Annotated in this window: 21 protein-coding genes and 2 tRNA genes; 14 read left to right on the top strand and 9 right to left on the bottom strand. The window is 66.7% G+C overall.

Going from position 1 to position 20516, the window contains the following annotated elements; genetic code table 11:
• Window positions 1-340: 340 nt before the first annotated feature.
• Window positions 341-1114, bottom strand: coding sequence for a TerD family protein (locus tag ACFYR0_RS19305; protein ID WP_389329074.1), 774 nt, complete (start codon window positions 1112-1114; stop codon window positions 341-343).
• 186 nt (window positions 1115-1300) lie between these two features.
• Between ACFYR0_RS19305 and ACFYR0_RS19300 the strand changes: the two genes are divergently transcribed.
• The 3 genes from ACFYR0_RS19300 to ACFYR0_RS19290 are packed head-to-tail and all read left to right on the top strand — an operon-like array spanning window position 1301 to window position 5837.
• Window positions 1301-2473, top strand: coding sequence for an HpcH/HpaI aldolase/citrate lyase family protein (locus ACFYR0_RS19300; RefSeq protein ID WP_389329071.1), 1173 nt, complete (start codon window positions 1301-1303; stop codon window positions 2471-2473).
• 14 nt (window positions 2474-2487) lie between these two features.
• Window positions 2488-5025: a phosphoribosyltransferase gene (locus tag ACFYR0_RS19295; protein ID WP_389329068.1), complete on the top strand. Its 2538-nt coding sequence runs from the start codon at window positions 2488-2490 to the stop codon at window positions 5023-5025.
• The gene (locus tag ACFYR0_RS19290) at window positions 5025-5837 is read left to right on the top strand and encodes an HAD family hydrolase (protein ID WP_389329065.1); all 813 of its coding nucleotides are present in this window, start codon (window positions 5025-5027) and stop codon (window positions 5835-5837) included. The genes ACFYR0_RS19295 and ACFYR0_RS19290 overlap by 1 nt, the downstream gene beginning before the upstream one ends.
• A 338-nt stretch (window positions 5838-6175) precedes the next feature.
• On the opposite strand, the gene ACFYR0_RS19285 is transcribed toward ACFYR0_RS19290, so the two are convergent.
• The 4 genes from ACFYR0_RS19285 to ACFYR0_RS19270 form a co-directional block, all read right to left on the bottom strand.
• Window positions 6176-6415 carry a zinc ribbon domain-containing protein gene (locus ACFYR0_RS19285; protein WP_389329062.1) on the bottom strand — a complete coding sequence of 80 codons (240 nt, stop codon included), beginning with the start codon at window positions 6413-6415 and terminating at the stop codon, window positions 6176-6178.
• A 42-nt stretch (window positions 6416-6457) separates the two neighbouring features.
• The gene (locus ACFYR0_RS19280; RefSeq protein WP_389329059.1) at window positions 6458-7051 is read right to left on the bottom strand and encodes a DUF4383 domain-containing protein; all 594 of its coding nucleotides are present in this window, start codon (window positions 7049-7051) and stop codon (window positions 6458-6460) included.
• Between the two features lie 88 nt (window positions 7052-7139).
• Window positions 7140-8546 carry a hypothetical protein gene (locus ACFYR0_RS19275; protein WP_389329056.1) on the bottom strand — a complete coding sequence of 469 codons (1407 nt, stop codon included), beginning with the start codon at window positions 8544-8546 and terminating at the stop codon, window positions 7140-7142.
• 120 nt (window positions 8547-8666) lie between these two features.
• Complete coding sequence (locus ACFYR0_RS19270) at window positions 8667-9437, bottom strand: DUF4097 family beta strand repeat-containing protein (protein ID WP_389329053.1); 771 nt, start codon at window positions 9435-9437, stop codon at window positions 8667-8669.
• A gap of 216 nt (window positions 9438-9653) precedes the next feature.
• On the opposite strand from ACFYR0_RS19270, the gene ACFYR0_RS19265 reads away from it, so the two are divergent.
• The 9 genes from ACFYR0_RS19265 to ACFYR0_RS19225 all read left to right on the top strand — a co-directional run bounded on the left by ACFYR0_RS19265 (window position 9654) and on the right by ACFYR0_RS19225 (window position 16231).
• Window positions 9654-9728, top strand: a tRNA-Val gene (locus tag ACFYR0_RS19265).
• A gap of 130 nt (window positions 9729-9858) precedes the next feature.
• The gene (locus tag ACFYR0_RS19260; protein ID WP_389329050.1) at window positions 9859-10893 is read left to right on the top strand and encodes a tyrosine-type recombinase/integrase; all 1035 of its coding nucleotides are present in this window, start codon (window positions 9859-9861) and stop codon (window positions 10891-10893) included.
• A 734-nt stretch (window positions 10894-11627) separates the two neighbouring features.
• Complete coding sequence (locus ACFYR0_RS19255; protein ID WP_389329047.1) at window positions 11628-12203, top strand: hypothetical protein; 576 nt, start codon at window positions 11628-11630, stop codon at window positions 12201-12203.
• On the top strand, window positions 12203-12373 hold the full coding sequence (locus ACFYR0_RS19250) for a type II toxin-antitoxin system Phd/YefM family antitoxin (protein ID WP_389329044.1): 171 nt from the start codon (window positions 12203-12205) through the stop codon (window positions 12371-12373). Before ACFYR0_RS19255 ends, ACFYR0_RS19250 begins: the two co-directional genes overlap by 1 nt.
• Before the next feature lie 105 nt (window positions 12374-12478).
• Window positions 12479-12871: a hypothetical protein gene (locus tag ACFYR0_RS19245; RefSeq protein ID WP_389329042.1), complete on the top strand. Its 393-nt coding sequence runs from the start codon at window positions 12479-12481 to the stop codon at window positions 12869-12871.
• Window positions 12868-13281: a hypothetical protein gene (locus ACFYR0_RS19240; protein WP_389329039.1), complete on the top strand. Its 414-nt coding sequence runs from the start codon at window positions 12868-12870 to the stop codon at window positions 13279-13281. Before ACFYR0_RS19245 ends, ACFYR0_RS19240 begins: the two co-directional genes overlap by 4 nt.
• A gap of 156 nt (window positions 13282-13437) precedes the next feature.
• The gene (locus ACFYR0_RS19235; protein ID WP_389329036.1) at window positions 13438-14514 is read left to right on the top strand and encodes an AAA family ATPase; all 1077 of its coding nucleotides are present in this window, start codon (window positions 13438-13440) and stop codon (window positions 14512-14514) included.
• 400 nt (window positions 14515-14914) lie between these two features.
• Window positions 14915-15409 (top strand): hypothetical protein, encoded by a 495-nt coding sequence (locus ACFYR0_RS19230; protein WP_389329033.1) that lies wholly within the window; start codon window positions 14915-14917, stop codon window positions 15407-15409.
• Between the two features lie 123 nt (window positions 15410-15532).
• Window positions 15533-16231, top strand: coding sequence for a DUF2637 domain-containing protein (locus ACFYR0_RS19225; protein ID WP_389329030.1), 699 nt, complete (start codon window positions 15533-15535; stop codon window positions 16229-16231).
• Window positions 16232-16275: 44 nt separating this feature from the next.
• On the opposite strand, the gene ACFYR0_RS19220 is transcribed toward ACFYR0_RS19225, so the two are convergent.
• Window positions 16276-16551, bottom strand: coding sequence for a hypothetical protein (locus ACFYR0_RS19220; protein WP_389329027.1), 276 nt, complete (start codon window positions 16549-16551; stop codon window positions 16276-16278).
• Window positions 16552-16963: 412 nt separating this feature from the next.
• Here ACFYR0_RS19220 and ACFYR0_RS19215 point away from each other — a divergent pair, with 412 nt between their 5' ends.
• Together ACFYR0_RS19215 and ACFYR0_RS19210 are read left to right on the top strand one after the other, a co-directional pair.
• The gene (locus ACFYR0_RS19215; RefSeq protein WP_389329024.1) at window positions 16964-17734 is read left to right on the top strand and encodes an XRE family transcriptional regulator; all 771 of its coding nucleotides are present in this window, start codon (window positions 16964-16966) and stop codon (window positions 17732-17734) included.
• Window positions 17735-18404: 670 nt separating this feature from the next.
• Window positions 18405-18492: transfer RNA gene (locus tag ACFYR0_RS19210), tRNA-Val, on the top strand.
• A 42-nt stretch (window positions 18493-18534) separates the two neighbouring features.
• Here the strand turns inward: ACFYR0_RS19210 and ACFYR0_RS19205 are convergent.
• From ACFYR0_RS19205 to ACFYR0_RS19195, 3 genes are all read right to left on the bottom strand, one after another.
• Entirely contained in the window at window positions 18535-18873 is a 339-nt protein-coding gene (locus ACFYR0_RS19205) for a hypothetical protein (protein WP_389329021.1), read from the bottom strand.
• A 254-nt stretch (window positions 18874-19127) separates the two neighbouring features.
• A complete protein-coding gene (locus tag ACFYR0_RS19200) occupies window positions 19128-20030 on the bottom strand; it encodes a ketopantoate reductase family protein (RefSeq protein ID WP_389329018.1) in 903 nt (300 codons plus the stop codon).
• A gap of 180 nt (window positions 20031-20210) precedes the next feature.
• Complete coding sequence (locus ACFYR0_RS19195) at window positions 20211-20441, bottom strand: DUF2277 domain-containing protein (RefSeq protein WP_389329015.1); 231 nt, start codon at window positions 20439-20441, stop codon at window positions 20211-20213.
• Window positions 20442-20516 lie beyond the last annotated feature (75 nt).

Here is a 20516-nt window from a genome sequence, read left to right as displayed (position 1 = left end):
GGAAACCCCTTAAGGGGCGCGGGGAACTGCGCGACCAGCCACGGACGGCGGCCGGTCGCGACTCGGCGGGAGCCCCCTGGAGGGGCGCGGGGCTGTGTCGATCCGCGGCTCCGCCGCGTGGGCGCTCAGCGGACGGCGACTTGTAGCCGTGCTGGAGCGGAAACCCCTTAAGGGGCGCGGGGAACTGCGCGACCAGCCACGGACGGCGGCCGGTCGCGACTCGGCGGGAGCCCCCTGGAGGGGCGCGGGGCTGTACCGATCCGCGGCTCCGCCGCGTGGGCGCGACCAGCCACAGACGACGGTCAGCCGCGACTCCGCCGGACGGCGACGGCGGCTGGGCCTACGGCCTGATGAACTGCGGCCCCTGCGGAGGCAGCTGGAACTCCCCGCCAGTACCCACCGGCTGCGGATACCCGTACGCCGGAGGCGGAAAACCGTACCCCGCCTGCTGAGGCACCGCACTCGTAGGCGCCTCCGGAGGCAACGGCCGGGACACCTCCGCCGACGGCTCGCCCACAGCCTCCGGCACCCCCACCCCCTCCGGTCCCACCGCCGGAGGCAACTCCGCCTCGGACTCGTCCACGGAGATCCCGTAGTCCGTGGCCAGCCCCCGCAGCCCGTCCGAATACCCCTCCCCGAGGGCCCGGAACTTCCACCCGTCACCCCGCCGGTACAGCTCACCGCAGATCAGCGCGGTCTCCTGCCCCGTCTGCGGCTTGACGTCGAAGTACGCCAGCGGCTCACCCCCGGCCGTGGACGGGTCGTACAGCGAGATCCGCAGGGAACGTACGCGGTCGAACGTCACCCCGTCCGCCGATGCGACCAGCAGAATCCGGCCGACACTGGACTCGACACCGGAGAGATCTGTCTGGATCGTGTCGGTCAGGCCCTCGGCGACCCGTTTCTTGCCGAGCCGCCAGACCTGGCCGGAAGGGTGCCGGGGCTGGTTGTAGAAGACGAAGTCCTCGTCGGAGCGCACGCGACCGTCGGGGCCGAGGAGCAGCGCCGAGGCGTCGACGTCGGGCACGCCCTGCCCCGTCGTCCAGCGCAGCACGGCGCGCACCGTGGTGGTTTCGAGCGGGACGTTCGACCCCTTCAGCATCGCGTGCGTCATGCGGTCATCCTGCCTTCTCGGTCCTGGTCACGACAATGCGGGGGTGGGCCTGCCGTATGGGCGGCTGTGCGCACCTGCGTTACCTGAAATTCATGCCCTGCGGGAACCTGGGACATGGAGCCCTACGTACTATTACCGGCCACTCACATCATCACTTAGGTCAATCCGATACCACGGGGGAGCTTTATGCGTCATTTCGGGCACATCGCCCCAGAGGTACGGCGACGCCTCTTCCATCAGGAGCCGTGCGAGTTCACCGCCGGTTCCCCCGCCCGGCTGCTCTCCGCCGCCCTGGGCGCCACGCTGTACAGCCCGGCCACCAGGCCGCGGCTCGCCGACGACATCGTCAAGCAGTCGGCCCGCGGCGTGGTCTCGATGGTGCTGTGCCTCGAGGACTCGATCGACGACGCGGACGTGCCGGGCGGCGAGGAGAACCTCGTCCGCCAGTTCACCGAGCTCGCCGCCCGCGAGCCGTACGCCGACGACCCGCCGCTGCTGTTCATCCGGGTGCGCACCCCCGAGCAGATCCCGGACCTCGTCGACCGCCTCGGCCCCGCCGTGCGGGTGCTGTCCGGCTTCGTGATGCCCAAGTTCACCGAGGAACGCGGCATCCCCTTCCTGGAGGCCCTCGCCGCCGCCGAGGCGGCCTGCGGCCGGCGCCTGTTCGCGATGCCGGTCCTGGAGTCGCCCGAGCTGCTCTACCGCGAGTCGCGCGTGGACACCCTGGAGGGCATCTCCCGCGCCGTCGACAAGTACCGCGACCGGGTCCTGGCCCTGCGCCTCGGGGTGACCGATTTCTGCTCCTCCTACGGCCTGCGCCGGGCCCCCGACATGACCGCCTACGACGTCCAGATCGTGGCCTCCGTGATCGCCGACGTGGTCAACATGCTCGGCCGCGCCGACGGCACGGGCTTCACCGTGACCGGCCCGGTGTGGGAGTACTTCCGCGTGCAGGAACGTATGTTCAAGCCCCAGCTGCGGCGCAGCCCCTTCCTGGAGGGCCAGGCAGAGGAGCTGCGCGAGGCGCTGCTCGAACACGCGATGGACGGACTGCTGCGCGAGATCACCCTCGACCAGGCCAACGGCCTGACCGGCAAGACCTGCATCCACCCCTCCCACGTCCTGCCCGTGCACGCGCTGTCCGTCGTCAGCCACGAGGAGTACAGCGACGCCCAGGACATCCTGCGGCCGGAACGGCACGGTGGGGGTGTACTGCGATCGGCGTACACGAACAAGATGAACGAGGTGAAGCCGCACCGCGCCTGGGCCGAGCGGACCGTGCTGCGCGCCGAGGTGTTCGGCGTGGCGCGTGAGGACGTCGGTTTCGTGGAGCTGCTCGCCGCCGGGATTCCCGGCTGAAGACACAGGAACTCATGACTAACGCAGAGAACAACGGAGTCTGGTCCGGCACCTGGGTCGCCGAACGGCTCGGGGTCGAACTCATGGGCGACGACAGCCTGACGGCACTGCTGGGGCTCGCGCTGCGCCGCAACCCCAAGCGGGCCCATCTGCTGGTCTCCCATGTGCTCGGCAAGCATGTGCCGCAGTCCCCGTCCGTGGTGCACGGTCACGGCTTCGCCCTCGGCCGCCGGGTGCGCGAGCTGCTCGGCGCCGAGGAGGCGGCCCGCGCGGTCGTCCTCGGCTACGCCGAGACCGCCACCGGGCTCGGCCACAGCGTCGCCGACGGCCTCGGCCCCGCGCCCTACCTGCACTCCACCCGCCGCCCCGTTCCCGGCGTGGCCCGCGCGGGCGGCTTCGAGGAGTCCCACTCCCACGCCACCTCCCATCTACTCCTCCCGGAGGACCCGGCCCTGCTGGTCGGCGACGGCCCGCTGGTCCTGGTCGACGACGAGTTCTCCACGGGGAACACGGTGCTGAACACCGTCCGGGATCTGCACGAGCGGTATCCGCGCGGGCGGTACGTCGTCGTCGCCCTGGTCGACATGCGCTCCCCGGCGGACACGGCCCGCATGGAGCGGTTCGCCCGGGAGATCGGGGCGCGGGTCGACCTCGTGGCGGCGGCCTCGGGCACGGTGCGGCTTCCCGAGGGGGTGCTGGAGAAGGGGCAGGCCCTGGTGGCGCGGCACGAGGCCGGGGGTGCCGCTGGGGGTCGTTCGTCGGCTGCGGCGCCGTCGTGGCCGGTCGCGCAGTTCCCCGCGCCCCCAGAAGGGGCGCGAGCAACCCCCACCGGCCCACAGTCGCCCGACCGCCGCGTCACCCGGGTGGACCTGCGCTGGCCCACCGGCCTGCCCGACGGGGGCCGCCACGGCTTCACGCAGGCGCACCGGGAGCGACTGGAGTCCGCGCTCCCCGCCATGGCCGCCCGCCTGGCCGACGCCCTGCCCGGCCACGCGCGCCGCGTCCTCGTCCTGGGCAACGAGGAGCTGATGTACGCCCCCCTCCGCCTCGCGCACGCGCTGGAGCAGCGGCTGCCCTCGGCGGAGATACGGTTCTCCACCACCACCCGCTCGCCCGTCCTCGCCGTCGACGACCCCGGCTACGCCATCCGCACCCGCCTGGTCTTCCCCGCGCACGACGACCCCGCCGACGGCCCCGGCGACCGCTACGCCTACAACGTCGCCGGCGCCGGCTTCGACACCGTCGTCGCCGTCGTCGACTCCACCGGCGACACCCCCCTGCTGCACGCCCCCGACGGCCTGCTGGCCCGGCTCGCGGCCCATGCCCCCCAGGTCCTGCTCGCGGTCGTACCGTCCTACGTCCCCGAGCCCCTGGTCGTTCCCGAAAGGCCCGCCATGCTGTCCGAGCCCCTCCGCGGCCCCGCCTTCTCCTCCTACGCGCCCGACGAGGTCGGCTGGCTGCTCCAGGACCTCTCGGACGTCACGCTGGAGGCGCCGACCGAGGAGCGCGAGGAGGCCATCCAGAGCGGCGGCGCCCACTACGCCGAGTCGCTGCCGGTGGAGTACCAGCCCAGCGCGCAGTACCAGCAGCTGTTCCAGACCGCGCTGGAGGAGTCCGCGGCCCGGCTCGCCCAGGCCGTCGGCGCGGTCACCGAGCTCGTGCTCGCCGAGCGGTCCCCCCGCCCCGTACTGGTCTCCCTGGCCCGCGCGGGCACCCCGGTCGGCGTGCTGATGCGCCGCTGGGCCCGTCACCGGCACGGCCTCGACCTGCCGCACTACGCCGTGTCGATCGTGCGCGGCCGCGGTATCGACGCCAACGCCCTGCGCTACCTCGCCGCCCATCACGACCCCGCCGACGTCGTGTTCGTCGACGGCTGGACCGGCAAGGGCGCCATCACCCGCGAACTCGCCGCCGCCATCGAGGAGTTCGAGGCCTCCGGCGGCCCGGCCGGCTTCGACCCGGAGATCGCCGTACTCGCCGACCCCGGCTCCTGCGTGCGCACCTACGGCACCCGCGAGGACTTCCTCATCCCCTCCGCCTGCCTCAACTCCACGGTCTCCGGGCTGATATCGCGTACGGTGCTCAGGTCCGACCTGGTCGGCGCGGACGACTACCACGGCGCGAAGTTCTACCGCGAACTCGCCGGCGCGGACGTCTCGGTGGCCTTCCTGGACGCGGTGTCCGAGCGCTTCGACGAGGTCGGGGACGCCGTGGACGCGACGGTGAAGGAACTCCAGTCCGGCGACCGCGAGCCCACCTGGGAGGGCTGGGCCGCGGTCGAGCGCATCAGCGAGGAGTACGGCATCCACGACGTCAACCTCGTCAAGCCCGGCGTGGGCGAGACCACCCGGGTGCTGCTGCGCCGGGTGCCCTGGAAGATCCTGGCCCGGGTGGGGGCCGGCGCCGACCTCGACCACGTACGGCTGCTCGCCGAGCAGCGCGGCGTGCCCGTCGAGGAGGTCGCCGAACTGCCCTACACCTGCGTCGGGCTGATTCATCCCAAGTACACGCGCGGCGCGACGGGCGCCGACGGAAAGGCGGTGGCGCTCTGATGCCGGTGCTCGTGGCGAGCGATCTGGACCGGACGCTGATCTACTCCTCGGCGGCCCTTGCCCTGACCATGCCGGACGCGCGGGCACCACGCCTGCTGTGCGTCGAGGTGCACGAGAGCAGACCGCTGTCGTACCTCACCGAGACCGCGGCGGGTCTCCTGACGGAACTGGGCGACGCGGCCGTGTTCGTGCCGACGACGACCCGGACCCGTAAGCAGTACCAGCGCATCAACCTGCCCGGCCCGGTGCCGGAGTACGCGATCTGCGCCAACGGCGGACACATTCTCGTCGACGGCGTCTCCGACCCCGACTGGCAGGCCGCGGTCGAGGCCCGGCTCGCCGACGAGTGCGCGCCGCTCGCGGAGATCCGCGCCCACCTGGAGGTCTCCGCCGACCCGGTCTGGGTCCGCAAGCACCGCGTCGCCGAGGACCTGTTCGCCTACCTCGTCGTGGAGCGCGAGCTGCTCCCCGAGGAGTGGGTGAAGGAACTCGCCGTCTGGGCCGAGAACCGCGGCTGGACGGTGTCCTTGCAGGGCCGCAAGATCTACGCCGTTCCGAAGCCGCTGACCAAGAGCGCTGCGGTGCGGGAGGTGGCCCGCCGGGCGGGCGCCGACCTCACGCTGACGGCCGGGGACTCGCTCCTCGACGCGGATCTGCTGCTCGTCGCCGACCAGGGCTGGCGCCCGGGCCACGGCGAACTCGCCGAGGCGGAGTGGTCGGCCCCGATGATCACCGCCCTGCCGGAACGGGGCGTACTGGCGGGCGAGCGCATCCTCCGCGAGTTCCTGAAGGTGGTGCGGGGAGCGGACTGAGCTTGCTTGGCTGAGCTTGCTTCTAGGGTCGCGAGGTGACGTGAGCGCCCTTCTCGGGGGCGCGGGGAACTGCGCGACCACAGCCACGACGCGGCTTTTAGGGGCGCGGGGAACTGCGCGACCAGCCACGACGCGCCCGCACCCGACAACACACCACCCCAAGGGGCGCGAGGAACTGCGCAAGCTTTTAGGGGCGCGGGGAACTGCGCGACCAGCCACGACGCGCCCGCACCCGCGCAATGACAGCACTCAGCACACCCTGCCGGGCGCGGCGGCGCAGCACTACGAGTGTGGGCCAACAACCGTTGGCCCACACTCGTATGCCCATATCTGTTGGCTCAGCCGCAGCAGCCTCCGCCGCAGCAGCCTCCGCCGCAGCAGCCACCACCGCCACCGCCCCCGCCGCGCGGCGCCGCGGCCGGCGCACCGGCCGAGCCGCCGACCGCGACGGCCGACAGCAGCTTGACCGTGTCGTCGTGACCCGAGGGGCACGCGGCCGGCGCGGAGGACTCCGCCATGGGACGGCTCAGTTCGAACGTGTCGCCGCAGGTGCGGCACCGGTACTCGTAGCGAGGCATGCGCACAGGCTAACCGGCGTCCCCGGAATTCGGCCCTCGGGTTCAACCCTTGTCGTACGGTCGGCCAGGGTCCTTCGGCGGCAGCGCCGCACGGGTCTCCGCGTCCGGATCAGGTCCCGGGTGGCGCGCCTCGGCCTGCTGCGGGTGGCGGGCCTTCCAGTACGGGTTGTCGTGCGGCAGGGCCGAGCCGACCCTTCCGTACATGCCGAAGAACATCAGCAGCACGCCGACGACGAAGCTGAACATCACGTTCTGGATCTGGAAGGCGAGGAAGTTGTAGTCCGTCTCCAGCAGGGCCATGTTCACGAAGCCGCTGAGGATGAACAGCACGCCCAGGATCATGTTCAGCGTGGACGCGAAGTTCCCGCCGATCACCATGCCGACGAACAGCAGCACACCGACGCAGATGGAGAGCACGCTCAGCGCGCCGTTGGTGTTCAGGCCGATGACCTGGTCGCCGCCGGTGTCGAAGAAGCCGATGTTGTTCGTGAGCCCGAGGATGCCGAAAGCCAGGAGCGCCAGCCCCATCAGCCCGGCCCCGAACCGGTAGACCTTGCTCAGCCGGTGGTCGACGGGAAGGTGTTCGTCCAGCCTGATCCGGCGGCGCGATCCGGTGGGGAACGCGTGTGTGGCCATGTCCGCCTCCCTTGGGTGCGGTGGTAGCGGAGGCCGTACGTGTTCCCAATATCCGCCCGCCCCACCCCGTGGTGCAAACGGCGGACCCTCAGTGACCGCCGCCGCGCTCCTCGCGGATCCGCCCCACGACCTGGGCCACACCGCGCCGGACCGCCTCGGTCTCGGTCAGGAAGTGCCAGTAGTCGGGGTGGCGCCCCTCCAGCGTGCCGACGGCCCGCTCCAGCCGCGCCACCGACTCGTCGAGCGGGCGGGCGTGCCGGGGGTCGGGGGTGTTGCGGCCGGCCATGGCGAGCCGCTGCGCGTCCCGGATCGCGAACCGGGTCCGCTCGATCTCCTGCCGGGGGTCCTTCTGCACGGCGTTCAGCCGGGTGAGCCGGTCGCCGGCCGCGGAGACGGCCTCGTCGGTGCTGTTCAGCAGGGCCCGCACGGTCGACAGCAGGGCCGTCGCGTCCGCCCACCGCTGCTCCGCGCGGGCGGTGCGCGCCTCGGCGAGCTTCCCCTCGGCCTGCCGTACGTGCTCCTCGGACTCGTCGGGAACGTGCTGGAGGTCCTGCCAGCAGGCGGCCGTGAAACGCCGCCGCAGCTCGCTGAGCACGGGCTCGACCTGGCCGGCCCGGGTGGTGAGGGCCTGGGCACGGGTGCGCAGGGACACCAGCCGGTGGTCGATCTCGGCGGCCCGTTCCGGCAGCCGTTCGGCCTCGGCGCGGATCGCCTCGGCCTCGCGGGACACCCGCCCGGCCCGCTCCAGGGTCTGCGGCACGCCGTGCTGTCCGGCGCCCTGGTTGAGGCGGGTCAGTTCCGGGGCGAGGGCGGCGAGCCGGGCGGCCAGGTCGTCGGCGCGCAGCCCCGAGCCGCGCGCGGCGTCCAGCGCGTCGGACGCGGCCAGAAGGGCCTGCCGGGCCCGCTCCACGGCGGGCGCGAGCCGGGCCAGCTGGGTCTCGGCCTTGCCGAGCAGCGGGCCGAGGCCCTGCTCGAACCGGTCGAGGTCCTGCTTGACCCGGACCAGCTCGTCCTTGGCGGCGGTCAGCTCGGTGCGCGCGCGGGCGGCGGCTGAGGCCTCCAGGTCGTCACGGTCCAGGTCGTGGGCGTCGACGGCCTGGATGTAGCGGTGGCTGGCCTCGTCGATCCGGCGGCCCAGATCCGCGAACCCTTCGACGGCGCGCCGGGCGGCGGGGGAGGCGTCGACGGCGGCGATCGTCTCGATGGAGATCCGCAGATCCCGCTGGGCGGTGTCGAGTTCGTAGAACGCGGCCGCAGCGTCGTCCTTCGCGGCCTGCGCCTCCGCCCGCTGGCTGTCCGCCCGGCCGCCGAACCAGCGCCGGGTGCCGCCTCCGGCGAACGCGGCGGGCAGCGCGAGGGCGACCGCGAGCGGCAGCGCGGTCAGTGTCAGCGTGTCCCGCAGGGCCCGCCGCAGCGGTGAGGCCGGGGTGCGTGGGGGCGAGGGGCGTCGGGCGCGCGTCGACGGCGAATACGGCTGCGGTGGTTTCGCCGTCACATCCCTCTCCCGTGCTGTCGCGCCCTGCCGGTGTCATTCTCCCACCGGTTAAGGACGAACACACGGCCCGGTCAGTTCGCGGGGCGGACCATGAATTCGGGTGCGGGCGTGGCCGGGAGGTCAGTTCAGGGTGCTGACAGTGATCCTTCCGTCGCCCGTGCGCGCGGACAGGACGTGCTTGCTGGACTCGTCGCGGGGGACCTCCACGTCCACCGATCCGTCACCGGTGTTCGTCGTCACCCGGTATGCCGTCCGGGGCACTTCGAGGTGCACGGAGCCGTCGCCGGTGCGGGCGTCCACCAGGTCCGGTACGGCGCCCAGTTCGAGGTGGACGGAGCCGTCGCCGGTCCGGGCCCTGATCCGCCGCGCGTCCACGTCGGCACGGATGGAGCCGTCCCCGGTGCTCAGGTCCAGCGGGCCGGTGCTGTCGCTGACGCGGACGGAGCCGTCGCCGGTTCTGACGCTGAGGGCCGAGCGGAAGCCGCTGGCCTCGACGTCGCCGTCGCCGTCCTCGACCTTCACCGCGATGCCGCGCGGCACCTCGATACGGTGTCTGGCCTGGCAGTCGGCGAGGAATCCGGAGCAGTCCACGCGCAGCTTCAGCAGGTCGCCGGACATGGACCAGCTGATGCCGGGGCCGTCACCGATCACCACCTTGCCCGCGAACCACCGGGTGACGCCGACGCGGTCCTCCGGTCCGCCGTCCACGGCGACGATCTCCAGCGCCGAGTCCTCGGAGTCGACGGTCAGGGTGCGTCCCTCGAGCGCGAAGGAGCGTCGCTCGGGGTCCTTGTCGTCGCCGGGGGAGGCGCACCCCGTGAGTCCGGCGAAGGCGAGCGCGACGACACCGGCCACGGCGGCCGTGCGAGGCGTGAGGACGGAGCTGCCCATGACGATTCCCCCTGGTCTTCCCTGAAGACGACTGCGCCGGGCCCGGCGGCCCGCGCGACACCGTCGACCGTACGGGCCGGGCGCGGTCCGCGGGATCCGGGCTGCTCCCGGATCCTTGGTGGGGTTTTCCCCCGCACCCTCTCGGGGGCGCCCAGGGGCGCGCACTAAGGGTTTCGGGGCACCGCCCTGCGCCATGTAGGCTGTCGACTCGTCCTCGGGTGCGTAGCTCAGGGGTAGAGCGCCTGCCTTACAAGCAGGATGTCGGCGGTTCGAAACCGTCCGCGCCCACCAGAGACCGTCTGACCAGGGATTATCAGTCAGACGAACCACGTGAAGCGGCTTGGCTCCGGTATCAGACCCGGTTAGGCAAGCCGCTTCGCTATGTGGAACTTGCCTAGCCCAGGACACGCAGGAGCTACCCGTGTCGGCACAGGCCAGGAAGAGTCCTCTCAGGGCGTCTCAGGGAACCACCAGGAGCACCACGCTCCGATCCATCCCCAGCCAGCCAGACCGGTCAGACATCCGTCAGGCCACAGTCCAGGACTACGGAACCCATCTCAGGGCCAGCAACAACAAGCACGGTCGGCCATTCACGGAGAAGACGGTTCGGTCCTACGTGGAAGCTGTCAGGGCCCTGGATCAGTGGATGAGCCGAGAGGGCATGGAGGGAGACTTTCTCTCCGTCGAAACGGACACGCTGAACCTGTTCTTCCGGGCCTACTTCCAGGCTCACAGCCAGGGCGGAACCAATAGCACGCAGAGGAACCTTCGCCCGTTCTTCGTGTGGCTGGAGGAGGAGCACGACCACACCAATCCGTACCGAGACAAGAAGCTCCAGCGGTACGCACCTCCCTCTGCCAGTAAGCCCAAGACCCTGAGCCAGGAGTTCATTCGGGATCTGCTCAAGGTCACAGGCAACGGCAGTCCGAAGGTTCGGGAGTTCGAGAAGGTGAGAGACCACGCAGTCATCAGGGTTCTCACGGAGGGGCTGAGGGCTGAGGAGTTGCTGTCTCTCCGTCTGGATTCCCTCGACCTGGAACAGGGATTGGCTCAGGTAGTTCCCCTCAAGGATGCGAGAGCCACGGGAGAGGGCAGGATCATCCCGCTTCAGCCCAAGACTGTGGTTGCTCTGAGCCGGTACATCAGGGCCAGGGAGACTCACAAGATGGCCGACCTGGATTGGCTCTGGCTGGGCACTCGGAATCGTGGGCACCTCACCTACTCCGGTCTCTATCGGATGGTGAACCGCAGGGCCAAGGAAGCTGGGTACGAGGGATGTCACCCGCATCAGTTCCGGCACACAGCAACAGATGACTTGCTCTCTGCTGGTGTGTCGGGAGAGGACGTCATGACTATCCAGGGATGGAAGGATCCCACCATGCTCCGTCGCTATGCCTCAGACATGGCCGTGAGTAGGGCTGTGAAGGTGGCTAAGAAGCTGGGGGATAGGTACTAGCCCTCTCCGGTGGGGATGCTCCAGACGTCCGCTCCCCCGGAAGCTGAGAGGCAATGAGAGGGGTCGTGCTCCGGTCTGTCGTACCTGGGCGTGGTCCCGTGTGTGCCCGCTTAATCAGACGACACGAACCATCCCCAACATGGTGTAATAGAGGTACGGCAGGCGTACCCAAGTTCAGGTGCCTGTCCGTCTCCATTGGTTGGTTACGCAGTAGTTGAGGCTCGGTTCTCGTGGGGGAACCGGGCCTCTTCCTTTTGGCGGTGGTTACCCAAAACCAGTGGAGTTCCCAGGGTGGGGGTTGAGGAGAGATCACCCCCACACCTGCATCCGTTGTTACCCAAAGACCGATGGAGGTCAGGCAATGCGCAAGCACTACACCCGCACTCTCACTGGCTACCGCTGCATCAACCCGCAGTGCCGAGAGGAGTTCGATGACAGGAAGACTCTAGGGAAGCACTACGGCAAGGGAGGGGCTTGCATTCACCCACTCAGGATGGGAGCGCGCCTAATCCCCAACCTAGACATCAGCCCATACCACTGGAGCAAGGCAGCGTAAGACCCTGTACGGCCAGGAGAGAGGCTGAGAGGGCATGGCGAGACAACTACATACACCCACTCGCGAGAGGCCCTGAGAGAACCAGTCTTGGGGTCTTTCGCGTAGGTGGGGGAGCATCACTACCGGGGATGGGCGAGACGACTCGCCGCATCCCCTTGCACGTAAGCAGGTACCACCAATGGAGTTCGACCTATTCGAGGAGAAGCATGACGGAGTAGCTGAAGTTAGCTGCGCAATGAGTGGAGAGATCGAGCATCGAGGGGAAGCGAGAGAGCGAGGATTCGGGAACGGAAACCTGACCCTCTGCGATGCTCATGTGTTCGTGCTTGCCGCGTGGAGGAATGACCAGACAGCTAAGGAAGTGACTGAACTGTACGAGGCAGGGCTAATCACTGAGCACTCTGAGGGAATCACTTACTCAGTAGAGATGGACAACGGCAACGCCAAGACCGGGATGACCGAGAAGGGAAACCTTGGCCGTCTGATCAGGGTGAGCAAGGAACAGAACGGGGGGAAGCCCGTAAAGATCCTGGCCCTGTGGGAGGGAGGCAGGACAAGGGAGCTACTAGCACACCACCAGTGGCGAGACATTCGAGTGCCAGACCAGATGGAACAGTTCCGCCTTACTCCAGAATACCGCGCATGGACGGAGGCTCAGGGAATCCCTGGGAAGTACCGGGTAATGGTCGAGGAGTACGAGCGAGAGCAGAGCAGGAAGCTGCGCAACCGCGTAGACCTATTCAAGGAGGACTGATGTACAAGGTAACCAGCACTGAGGCCAGGGACGTGGTGGCCGATCTGCTAAGGCGAGTGACCCAGGGAAACGAAACCGTGGGAATCACGAGGTACGGGAAGGTGGAAGCGGTGCTGATCTCCAATGAGCGGTACGAGAAGCTGATCCGAAACCTGATGGAAGACAAGTAAGGGAACACCCTCTGAGCCTGGGGCCCTGCAAAGGCGGGCACCCACTCAATACACATCTGACCCTGGCCTGAGTGGTCGGGGTTTTTCTATGCCCAAGGAGGGGCTATGACCGAGAACGAGAAGACGTGCGCTGGACCAGAGTGCGACAGGCCGGTAAGGGCGTACGGACTATGCGCCACTCATGCACGGCAGAAGCTAAGGGGTCGTGACCTAATCCCTATCGGGTCGTACGTGAGGCCAGCAAAGGAGGGGTGCGACTTCCCCGAGTGTGACCGCAAGCATTACGCAAAGGGCCTGTGCTTCCAGCATTACAAGCAGCAGCTAGCAGGGAGGGAGCTAAAGGTGATCGGGGAGAACCGAGAGCGAGTGTGCAGCTTCCCCAACTGTGGACGTAAGCACCTTGCTCTAGGTCTATGCAAGCAGCATTACAGGGCGAAGAAGGCAGGGCGGAAGCTGGAGCCGATCAGGAAGTACACGAAGAAGGAGGAGCAGGGATGAGCAACGGACACTACGGCTGCCTCAAGTGCGGGAGGGAAATCCACCGCGACCACCTCTGCGATACCCACTGGAACCAGGAGCGCATATCTGCCGGGTCAAACAGAGAGATATGTCAGAGCAACACGAGCGACCTACTGGAGATCACGGGGATTGACTATGAAGCTTACTGGGAGGGTGATGAGTGGGTGGTCGAGATCTTCGATGATGAGTATGCGGAAGTGTTCGACAACTCCACTCGGATCATCGCGCTGAATACTGGCAAGCCAGTACACGAATGTCAGGTAGCGGCGGCATTCATCTTCGGGGTCAATCTGGGGGCACTAACGCTGGACGATCTACCGGAAGTCAGGGAGAGCGTGAGGGGGATCCTGGATCTCTTCCCGACGAACTACAGGGAATGGGAACTCTGACGGCCGAGATAAGGGTCAGCCGGCTCGGGGTCAGAACTGAATACGGAAAGCACACTTCAGAGGGGTCTCTGTCCAATGCGATAGAGGCCCCTTCTGCATGACCAAACCTGGGGCCCTGCAAAGGCGGGCACCCACTATCCAACCAAGGAGTAAGGCATGAGCAGCAACACTGCACTAGCAACGCTTGAGACCGAGTACATCCCAGAGTGGGACGGCAAGGTATTCACGTGGGAGGAGGCACTAGCGGCAGCGGAGGAAGTAGAGGACTTCATCGTTGACGGGGCTATCTCCAGTGCCACGACCCTTCTCTATGGAGAGAGCAAGACAGGGAAGTCCTACCTGGTGTGCGCTCTCGTGGCAGCAATGGTTACGGGCGGAACCTTCCTGGATAAGGAAGTGGATGACAGGCCATGGAAGGTGGCAATCCTCGGAACGGATGACAACGCACAGACCGAGTACGTCAAGCGAATCAGCACTGCACTCCCAGAGGGCATGGTTCCCCCGGTTGACATCTTCCAGCTGCCCATCATGCGGACCCCTGCTAAGTGGAAGTCCCTACACAAGAAGATCCTTGACCAGGGCTACAACTTCGTGGTTATCGACTCCCTGACTCAGGCCATTAACGGAACCATCAATAGTGACGAGACCATCCGAGACTTCTTCGATGGGGTGCGCCTGTTCGTGAACTCCGGGATCCCAGTCCTAGTAGTGGCTCACTCCTCCGAGAAGACTGGACCCAACGGGAAGTCTGACCTACCCCTAGGGTCCAGCACAATCACGCAGTCTGTCAGGCACAGGGTCTACGCCTACCGACAGAACGGCCGAGTGTTCCTCAAGTTCAAGGGGAACCACATCGCCGAGGAATACCGCATGACCCTTGCTCCTGGTGCAGGTGCTCGATTCACCGTTCTGGAGGAGAAGTCTCTTGCGGCACTGGCCGAGGAGAACGCCAAGAAGAAGGCCGACCGAGAGGCCAAGAAGGAAGCTGCGGCACAGGCCAAGGAGCAGGCAAAGCAGCAGAGGACTACTGCGACTCTGGACCGTAACGCCCGTATCGCCGAGTACGTCGTGACCAAGTGCCAGGGAATGAAGCCTGCGACTGTGGCTGACAAGCTCTCTCAGGAGTTCGGTGGGTCCAAGACTACGTACACCACGAACCTCTCTGGTGGCCGTGCCTATGGGGCTCTCCTGTCCGTGGATGGGGCGTACTGCTGGACCCGCAAGGAGGTCTGAGCCGGGAAGTTGTTGGGATTGTTGTTGTTGTCCCTCCCCCCCTATATAGGTGTTGTTAAGCCACAACAACAACAACTCCACACCACCACCTGCACCTATATACCCCCCACCCACTTTGAGAGTCCTTGACGGGCAGGTCGGGGGTTAACCCCTCCCCTGCCCTATCCATCGGAGAAGGAATGAGGGGGGTTCTTGGGATGACTCCGGTCCCGAGAGTCTTCGAGGGACGGAGAGTAGTCGGCATGTCAGGTCTGTCAGGTCTGGCTATGTCTCGCAGGAACCCCTCTGCTTACCCGAGTCCATGTTGCATTCGTGAGAGGTCACACTCTCATCCTCCGATCCTGGGTTAAACAACCCCGGGTCTCATCATCCATTCACCAGTCCCGAAGGAGGACTAACCATGCCTGTACGCACCTGCCCTTGGCTGCTGGACAACGGCTCTATCTGTTCTGCACCACCCAAGGATGACCGACACCGAATGGGGCTGTGTGGGCTTCATTCCTCCGTCCAGTACATGAGTCAGCTAGCCACACAGGGCCGACTACTGAACGAGCTAGAGGTAACGGAGCACAGCCCAGGATTCACCTACGTTGCTCTCACCTCCGATGGGAACTACCGCATTGGCCATGCCGGAACCTGGAAGCTACTCCTACCCAAGCTGAAGAGGGACCACGGGAATGGGGAGCTAAGCAAGGTGGTGGCCCTACTCGACGGAGGAAAGAGCCGTTACCTGACTCTCGTGCACATCCTCTCTCCGTTCTGGATTCAGGGCATGAGCAACACCTACGTACCGGACCAGGAGCTAGAGGGAATCGTTAGCCGACTACCCCTCTCCGGTGAGTACGACAAGCTACCTCGCAGTCTCACCGGTAAGCCGGACCTATTCACCTGGTAACGCGTTACCGACCAAGAGGGTGCCCGTAGGTACAGGGCATCGACGTAACCGTTACTCGTCTGCGTTACTCAACCAACCAGCGTTAGGCGTTACTCGTCTGGCGTTACTCACGAAGGAGATTCCATGTACGACGTTACTAACGAACTGCGAAGCGTTAGACGTACCCGTAAGACCGTTAGCGTTACTGTCTGGATCATTGCCGGTGCAGCCATCATCTTCAGTCTCATGACCGGTGCACCTCTGGTCTCGGCTCATTCTCAGTGGGAGTGGACTGGCTGGCTTCTACCGGTCCTGGTGGATGCGGCCCTAGTCCTATCCCTATCCGCTGATGCCGTACTAAGCAAGCACGGACTAAAGGGAGGGAGGTGGCCAACGGGGTTCAGGTGGATTACTGGCCTAGCTTCCCTGTTCCTCAACACCTGGGGCTCTCTATCCTCCGGTGACTGGGTGGGCGTAGCTATCCACTCCGTTGCTCCGGTCATTCTCATCTGTGCGTCTGAGGTGGCACCGATCTACCGCAGGAAGTTCCGAGACCTGGAGCTAACGCTAACGGAGGAAGTAACGGTAACGGTGGTAACGCAGTCGCTAACGCCGAAGATCAGTAACGCCGACGGTAACGCCACTGGTGTCGGTAACGTTCGAAGGGGCAGTAACGGAGCCAGGAAGAGTAACGGCAACGCCGAGAAGAACAAGGCTGCCATCCGTCGGGCGTTCCTGGATGGACTAACGCCGACACAGGCAGCGGAGAAGATCGGAGTAACGAGGGGATACGTTAGCCAGCGTTACAAGGAGATCAGGGCTGAGCTGAAGCTGACTACATGAGAAGGGGGAGCCGACTGGGTCGATCGCCCCTCTCGTGGATACTTTCAGTCCCGATCCTCCCGGTCCTTGTTGTAGAGGATCAGCCCTCCCATGGCTATGAATCCAGCCAGAGCAATTGGAGCGTAGCTGGCAAAGTCCTTATCCGTTGCGGCGGCGACGAGGAACCCGCCAAACGGAACCATCCCTGCCCCGATCGCTCCCCCGATAGGAGGTCTCCCAAGTACCCCGATGAACCACGCTCCAGCTATGAGAAGAAGGGTTCCCCACCAAGGCAGGAAGAACGAGGAACCCACCACACCAAGACCGAGCAAGAACCCCAAGCATCCCATTGCACATCCCCTCCCGATTCAGTTAACGCACGGAGTATGACAGAAGATCTGCCCCGAGAAACACGAGAGACCGGGGGCAAGGCTCCCCGGTCTTCTGTGTGAGGACGCTCTCTCATCTCCGCTTGTCTCGGCACTGGTAGCAGGAACAGGGCGGGTATTCGGAGGTCATGAGCACCTCCCCTGCCTGAATCACTCGGGCCGGTTTGATGACCGTCTTCTCTCCGGTCTCTCTGTTCAACCGGTACACCTCGATGCGCAGCGTCGCGAGAGGTGGTGCGTCTGTCTCGTCTGCCATGCCATGCATCGTGTGTCCCCAGTTGGGACGAACTTGGACCTGCGCAGGGACAGTTGGAAGGTCTGGGCGGTACCTTCGAAGAAGGCCCAAACGTCCCTGGGAGAGCCCTTGAACACTGCCCTACGATCAGCTATGGAGTCAGCCGGTCTCTCACCCAGACAGCTAGCACTGAGGGTCGGGATCTCCGGGAAGACGGTGGAACGGTGGATCACCAATGACGAACTGATCCCCCACGCCAGGAACCGTGATGACGCATGCAAGGCATTGGGAGTGGATGAGGAAATGCTCTGGCCTAAGGCAGTGAAGGAACGGATCAAGACGGGCGGAGACAGGGAGATCCTTCACAGCTATCCTTACCGATCTGCCTGCCCTTCCAATGTCTGGGGAGAACTGACAGAGCAAGCCACGTCGGAACTGTTCTTCGCCGGATACACGAACTACTTCCTGTGGACCCAGGTCCCGGACTTCCCCGGAATCCTGCGGAGGAAAGTGCGAGAGGGATGCCGCATAAGGTTCCTCCTGGGAGACCCCAATGGAGAAGTGACCCGACAGCGGGAAACCATCGAGGACGTGGCCCTTACCGTCTCCACTCGAATCAGGATCACCCTGGAGAACCTGGAGAGGCTAAGGGATATCGAAGGGATTGAGGCTCGATTCTCTTCTCCGGAAGATGCCGTCAATCACGTGTCCCTCTCCGTGTTCCGGTTTGATGATGAAGCACTGGTCACACCCCACTTGGCCAGGCTCGTTGGGCATGACTCACCCCTCCTGCATCTCCGGTCCATGGGCAAGGGAGGCATGTTCTCCCGCTTTTCTGACCATGCAGAGGAACTGTGGGAGAGGGCTGTTGCTATCCAGTCGGAGAAAACCACGGCCTAGGTCCACAGAAACACGACCTAGCACGGTGTAACTACTACCTACGCGCCGTTATTGCTATTGCGGAGACGACTGGTGACTAAGCACCTGCTCATCCTCCTGTCACACCTACCCCACACACGACACAGGGGTAGGTGATGTGGGTCACAGCTATTTATGGTGGAAATTTTAGGGGACTCACCTCCACCTCCACAGCGCCATTTAATAACCCCCGGGTTGTCCTAGTTTGTCCGCCGGGAAGTGAACACGTTCGAGAACCCTGTGGCCTGCGAGGACTCTGGACCGTCTGAATTCACCGGGAAAGCGGGAGAGGGGAAGAGGCGGGGGCCTCTCTCTTGTATTGATAAGGGCGCTGGATATCTCCATAAGGGCAGGGCAATACGGGACCGGAGAGAAGGCAGCACAGTCCCATCACCAGGGGTCAGGGCGCGATCACCACTCCACCCTTGACCTACCCCGTGCGTGTCCGCCTCCAGGGCTGTGGGGACGTGGCTGGACCCGAGGGGCCTAGGTGGGGGAGATAGGCCAGGAGAGAGGCGTACAGAGGTTTCCCCTGGTCAGGACTAGCGGTGACACCCACCAGAGGCGGGCCCGTCACCGGCCAGGGGGAGGGGAAGCAACTTGACTAGCTGGCCCTACGCAACCTGCCTGACTGGGCATGAGGGGTTGGCAAGGGTGCATCTTCCCTGGTAACAGTGGGGTCCTAGTCAAGCTGCCTTACAAGCAGGATGTCGGCGGTTCGAAACCGTCCGCGCCCACCACGGGAAGACCCCGACCGGTTCCGGTCGGGGTCTTCGTCGTGTTCAGGACTCCTCACGGGGCGGGCCGACGTGCTTGAGCCGGGAACGGGCCGTGACGCGGTCCGAGCCGGTCAACTCCGACCAGTAGCGGTGGGTGGTGACGAAGACGGCCAGTTCGTGTTCGCGGCGGCGGAGCTTCTCCACCTCGGCCTGCTCGTCCTCGGTCCAGCCGGGGGAGGCGGGACGTTCGACCTTGCGCCAGCCGGCGGTGTCGTGGAAGCCGTCGAGGGGCGTGACCGACCAGGGGAGTCGTTTCAGCAGGGCCGAGAGCTCGGCCCGGACCTGATGCAGCTCCTCCTGACCGGCAAGGAGGTCGCTCGGGAAGTCGTAGGTCGTAGCCACGCGGCAATGCTACGCCTGTTCGATTTTGAGCTGCGAGCCGCTTCGCGTGGTTCACGCGAAGGAGTGTTCCCCTTGGACTGTTCGAACGAGCGTCCGAGTGTTCGGCGCCTGTGAAGAGCCTTTCGTGACGGGCCCCGTACCGCGTCCACAGCGGGACGTCCCCACCGAGACGCCCGTGCCCGCGCGTCCCACGACGAACGGGTGCCCCCGGCGCGCTCGGCGCCCGGGACACCCGTCGCTCACCGCCGTGTCGCTCAGCCGGACGTGGCCCTCAGCTTCTCGACCAGGCTCGTCGCCACCGGCACCGGCACGCCGTGGCGCTCCGCCGCGCGCAGCAACGCCCCGCCGATCGCCTCCACTTCGAGCGCCCGGCCCGCCTCGGCGTCCCGCTGCATCGAGGACCTGGTGGCCGCCGGGAAGGAGTCGTAGCGGGCCAGCGCCTGGGCCGGGTCCGAGGGGCCGCCGGCCGCGCCGCTGACCGCCGCCGTCTCCGCCACCAGCGCGGTCAACTCCTCGCGATGGGTGGTCCGTACGTCGCCGAGCGGCAGGCCGTGGTGCGTGGTGAGCAGGGCGAAGGGCGCCAGGAAGGACATCTTCGCCCACAGCGCGGCCGCCTCGTCCGGGACGACCCGGGTGGCCGGACCGGCCGCCGAGAGGGCCGCCGCCAGGGCGTCCAGGCGCTCGGCCGGGACCCCGTCGCCCGCCAGGTCGATCTCCGCCATGGGGCTGGTGTGCTCGATCCGGCCCGGTGCCACCCGCGTCGACTCCACGCGGATCACCGCGGGCGCCACCCGGTCGGCGCGGTAGCGCTCGCGCAGGGCGGCGGGGTGCTCCACGCCGTTGAGGAACGGCACGAGCAGACCGTCGCCCAGCGCCTCGGCGGGCACGCGCGCGACGGCGTCGGCCAGCGCGGTCGCCTTCACGGCGACCAGGCAGGCGTCGACCGGTTCGCGCAGCTCGGTGTCCGCCTCCACGCGCGCGTGGAAGTCGCCGAAGAGGGTGCTGCGGACCTCGATCCCGGAGGTGCGCAGCGTGCCGGCGGTCTCCTCGCCCGCCAGGCAGATCACCCGGTGGCCGGAGCGGGAGAGCAGCGCCGCGAGCAGTCCGCCCACGCCGCCCGGACCCAGTACGGCGACGGTGAGTTCGTCGTGTGCCATGGGATGTGGCTCCTTGTCGTCGGTCGGCCCCGGTGCGGTGGCCGCCTCGGTGTCGATCATCACAGAGCGGGCATGCCCGTGGAAGCCTCCGGCCCCCCGCGGGGGCGGTCACCGGGGGCCGTTCCCCCGGTCCGCGGGCGGGTGCGAGGGCGTCGCGCGGTGACGGGTGCCGTACCGGTCTCAGCTCGCCCTGTGGGCGGTCCGGCCTCTGACCTCGAGGCCGGAGAGCAGTTCGGCGGTGGCCTCGGCGACGGCGTCGACGGCGTGCTCGAAGACCTCGCGGTTGTGCGCGGCCGGGGCACGGAAGCCGGACACCTTGCGGACGAACTGGAGGGCGGCGGCCCGGATGTCGTCCTCGGTCGCCTCCTCGGGGAGCGCGGGCGGGCGGAGGGTCTTGATGCTGCGGCACATGCCCCAAGTCTCCCGCCCGGGCACGGCTCCCGCAGTCGAACCCCGGTCTCGGCCCTGCAGTTCCTCCCGGCCCTT

The sequence above is a fragment of the Streptomyces sp. NPDC005017 genome (assembly GCF_042873115.1).
Lineage (GTDB): Bacteria > Actinomycetota > Actinomycetes > Streptomycetales > Streptomycetaceae > Streptomyces.
Note: the sequence above shows the minus strand (reverse complement) of the source record. Positions and strands in the feature narration are given on the sequence as shown.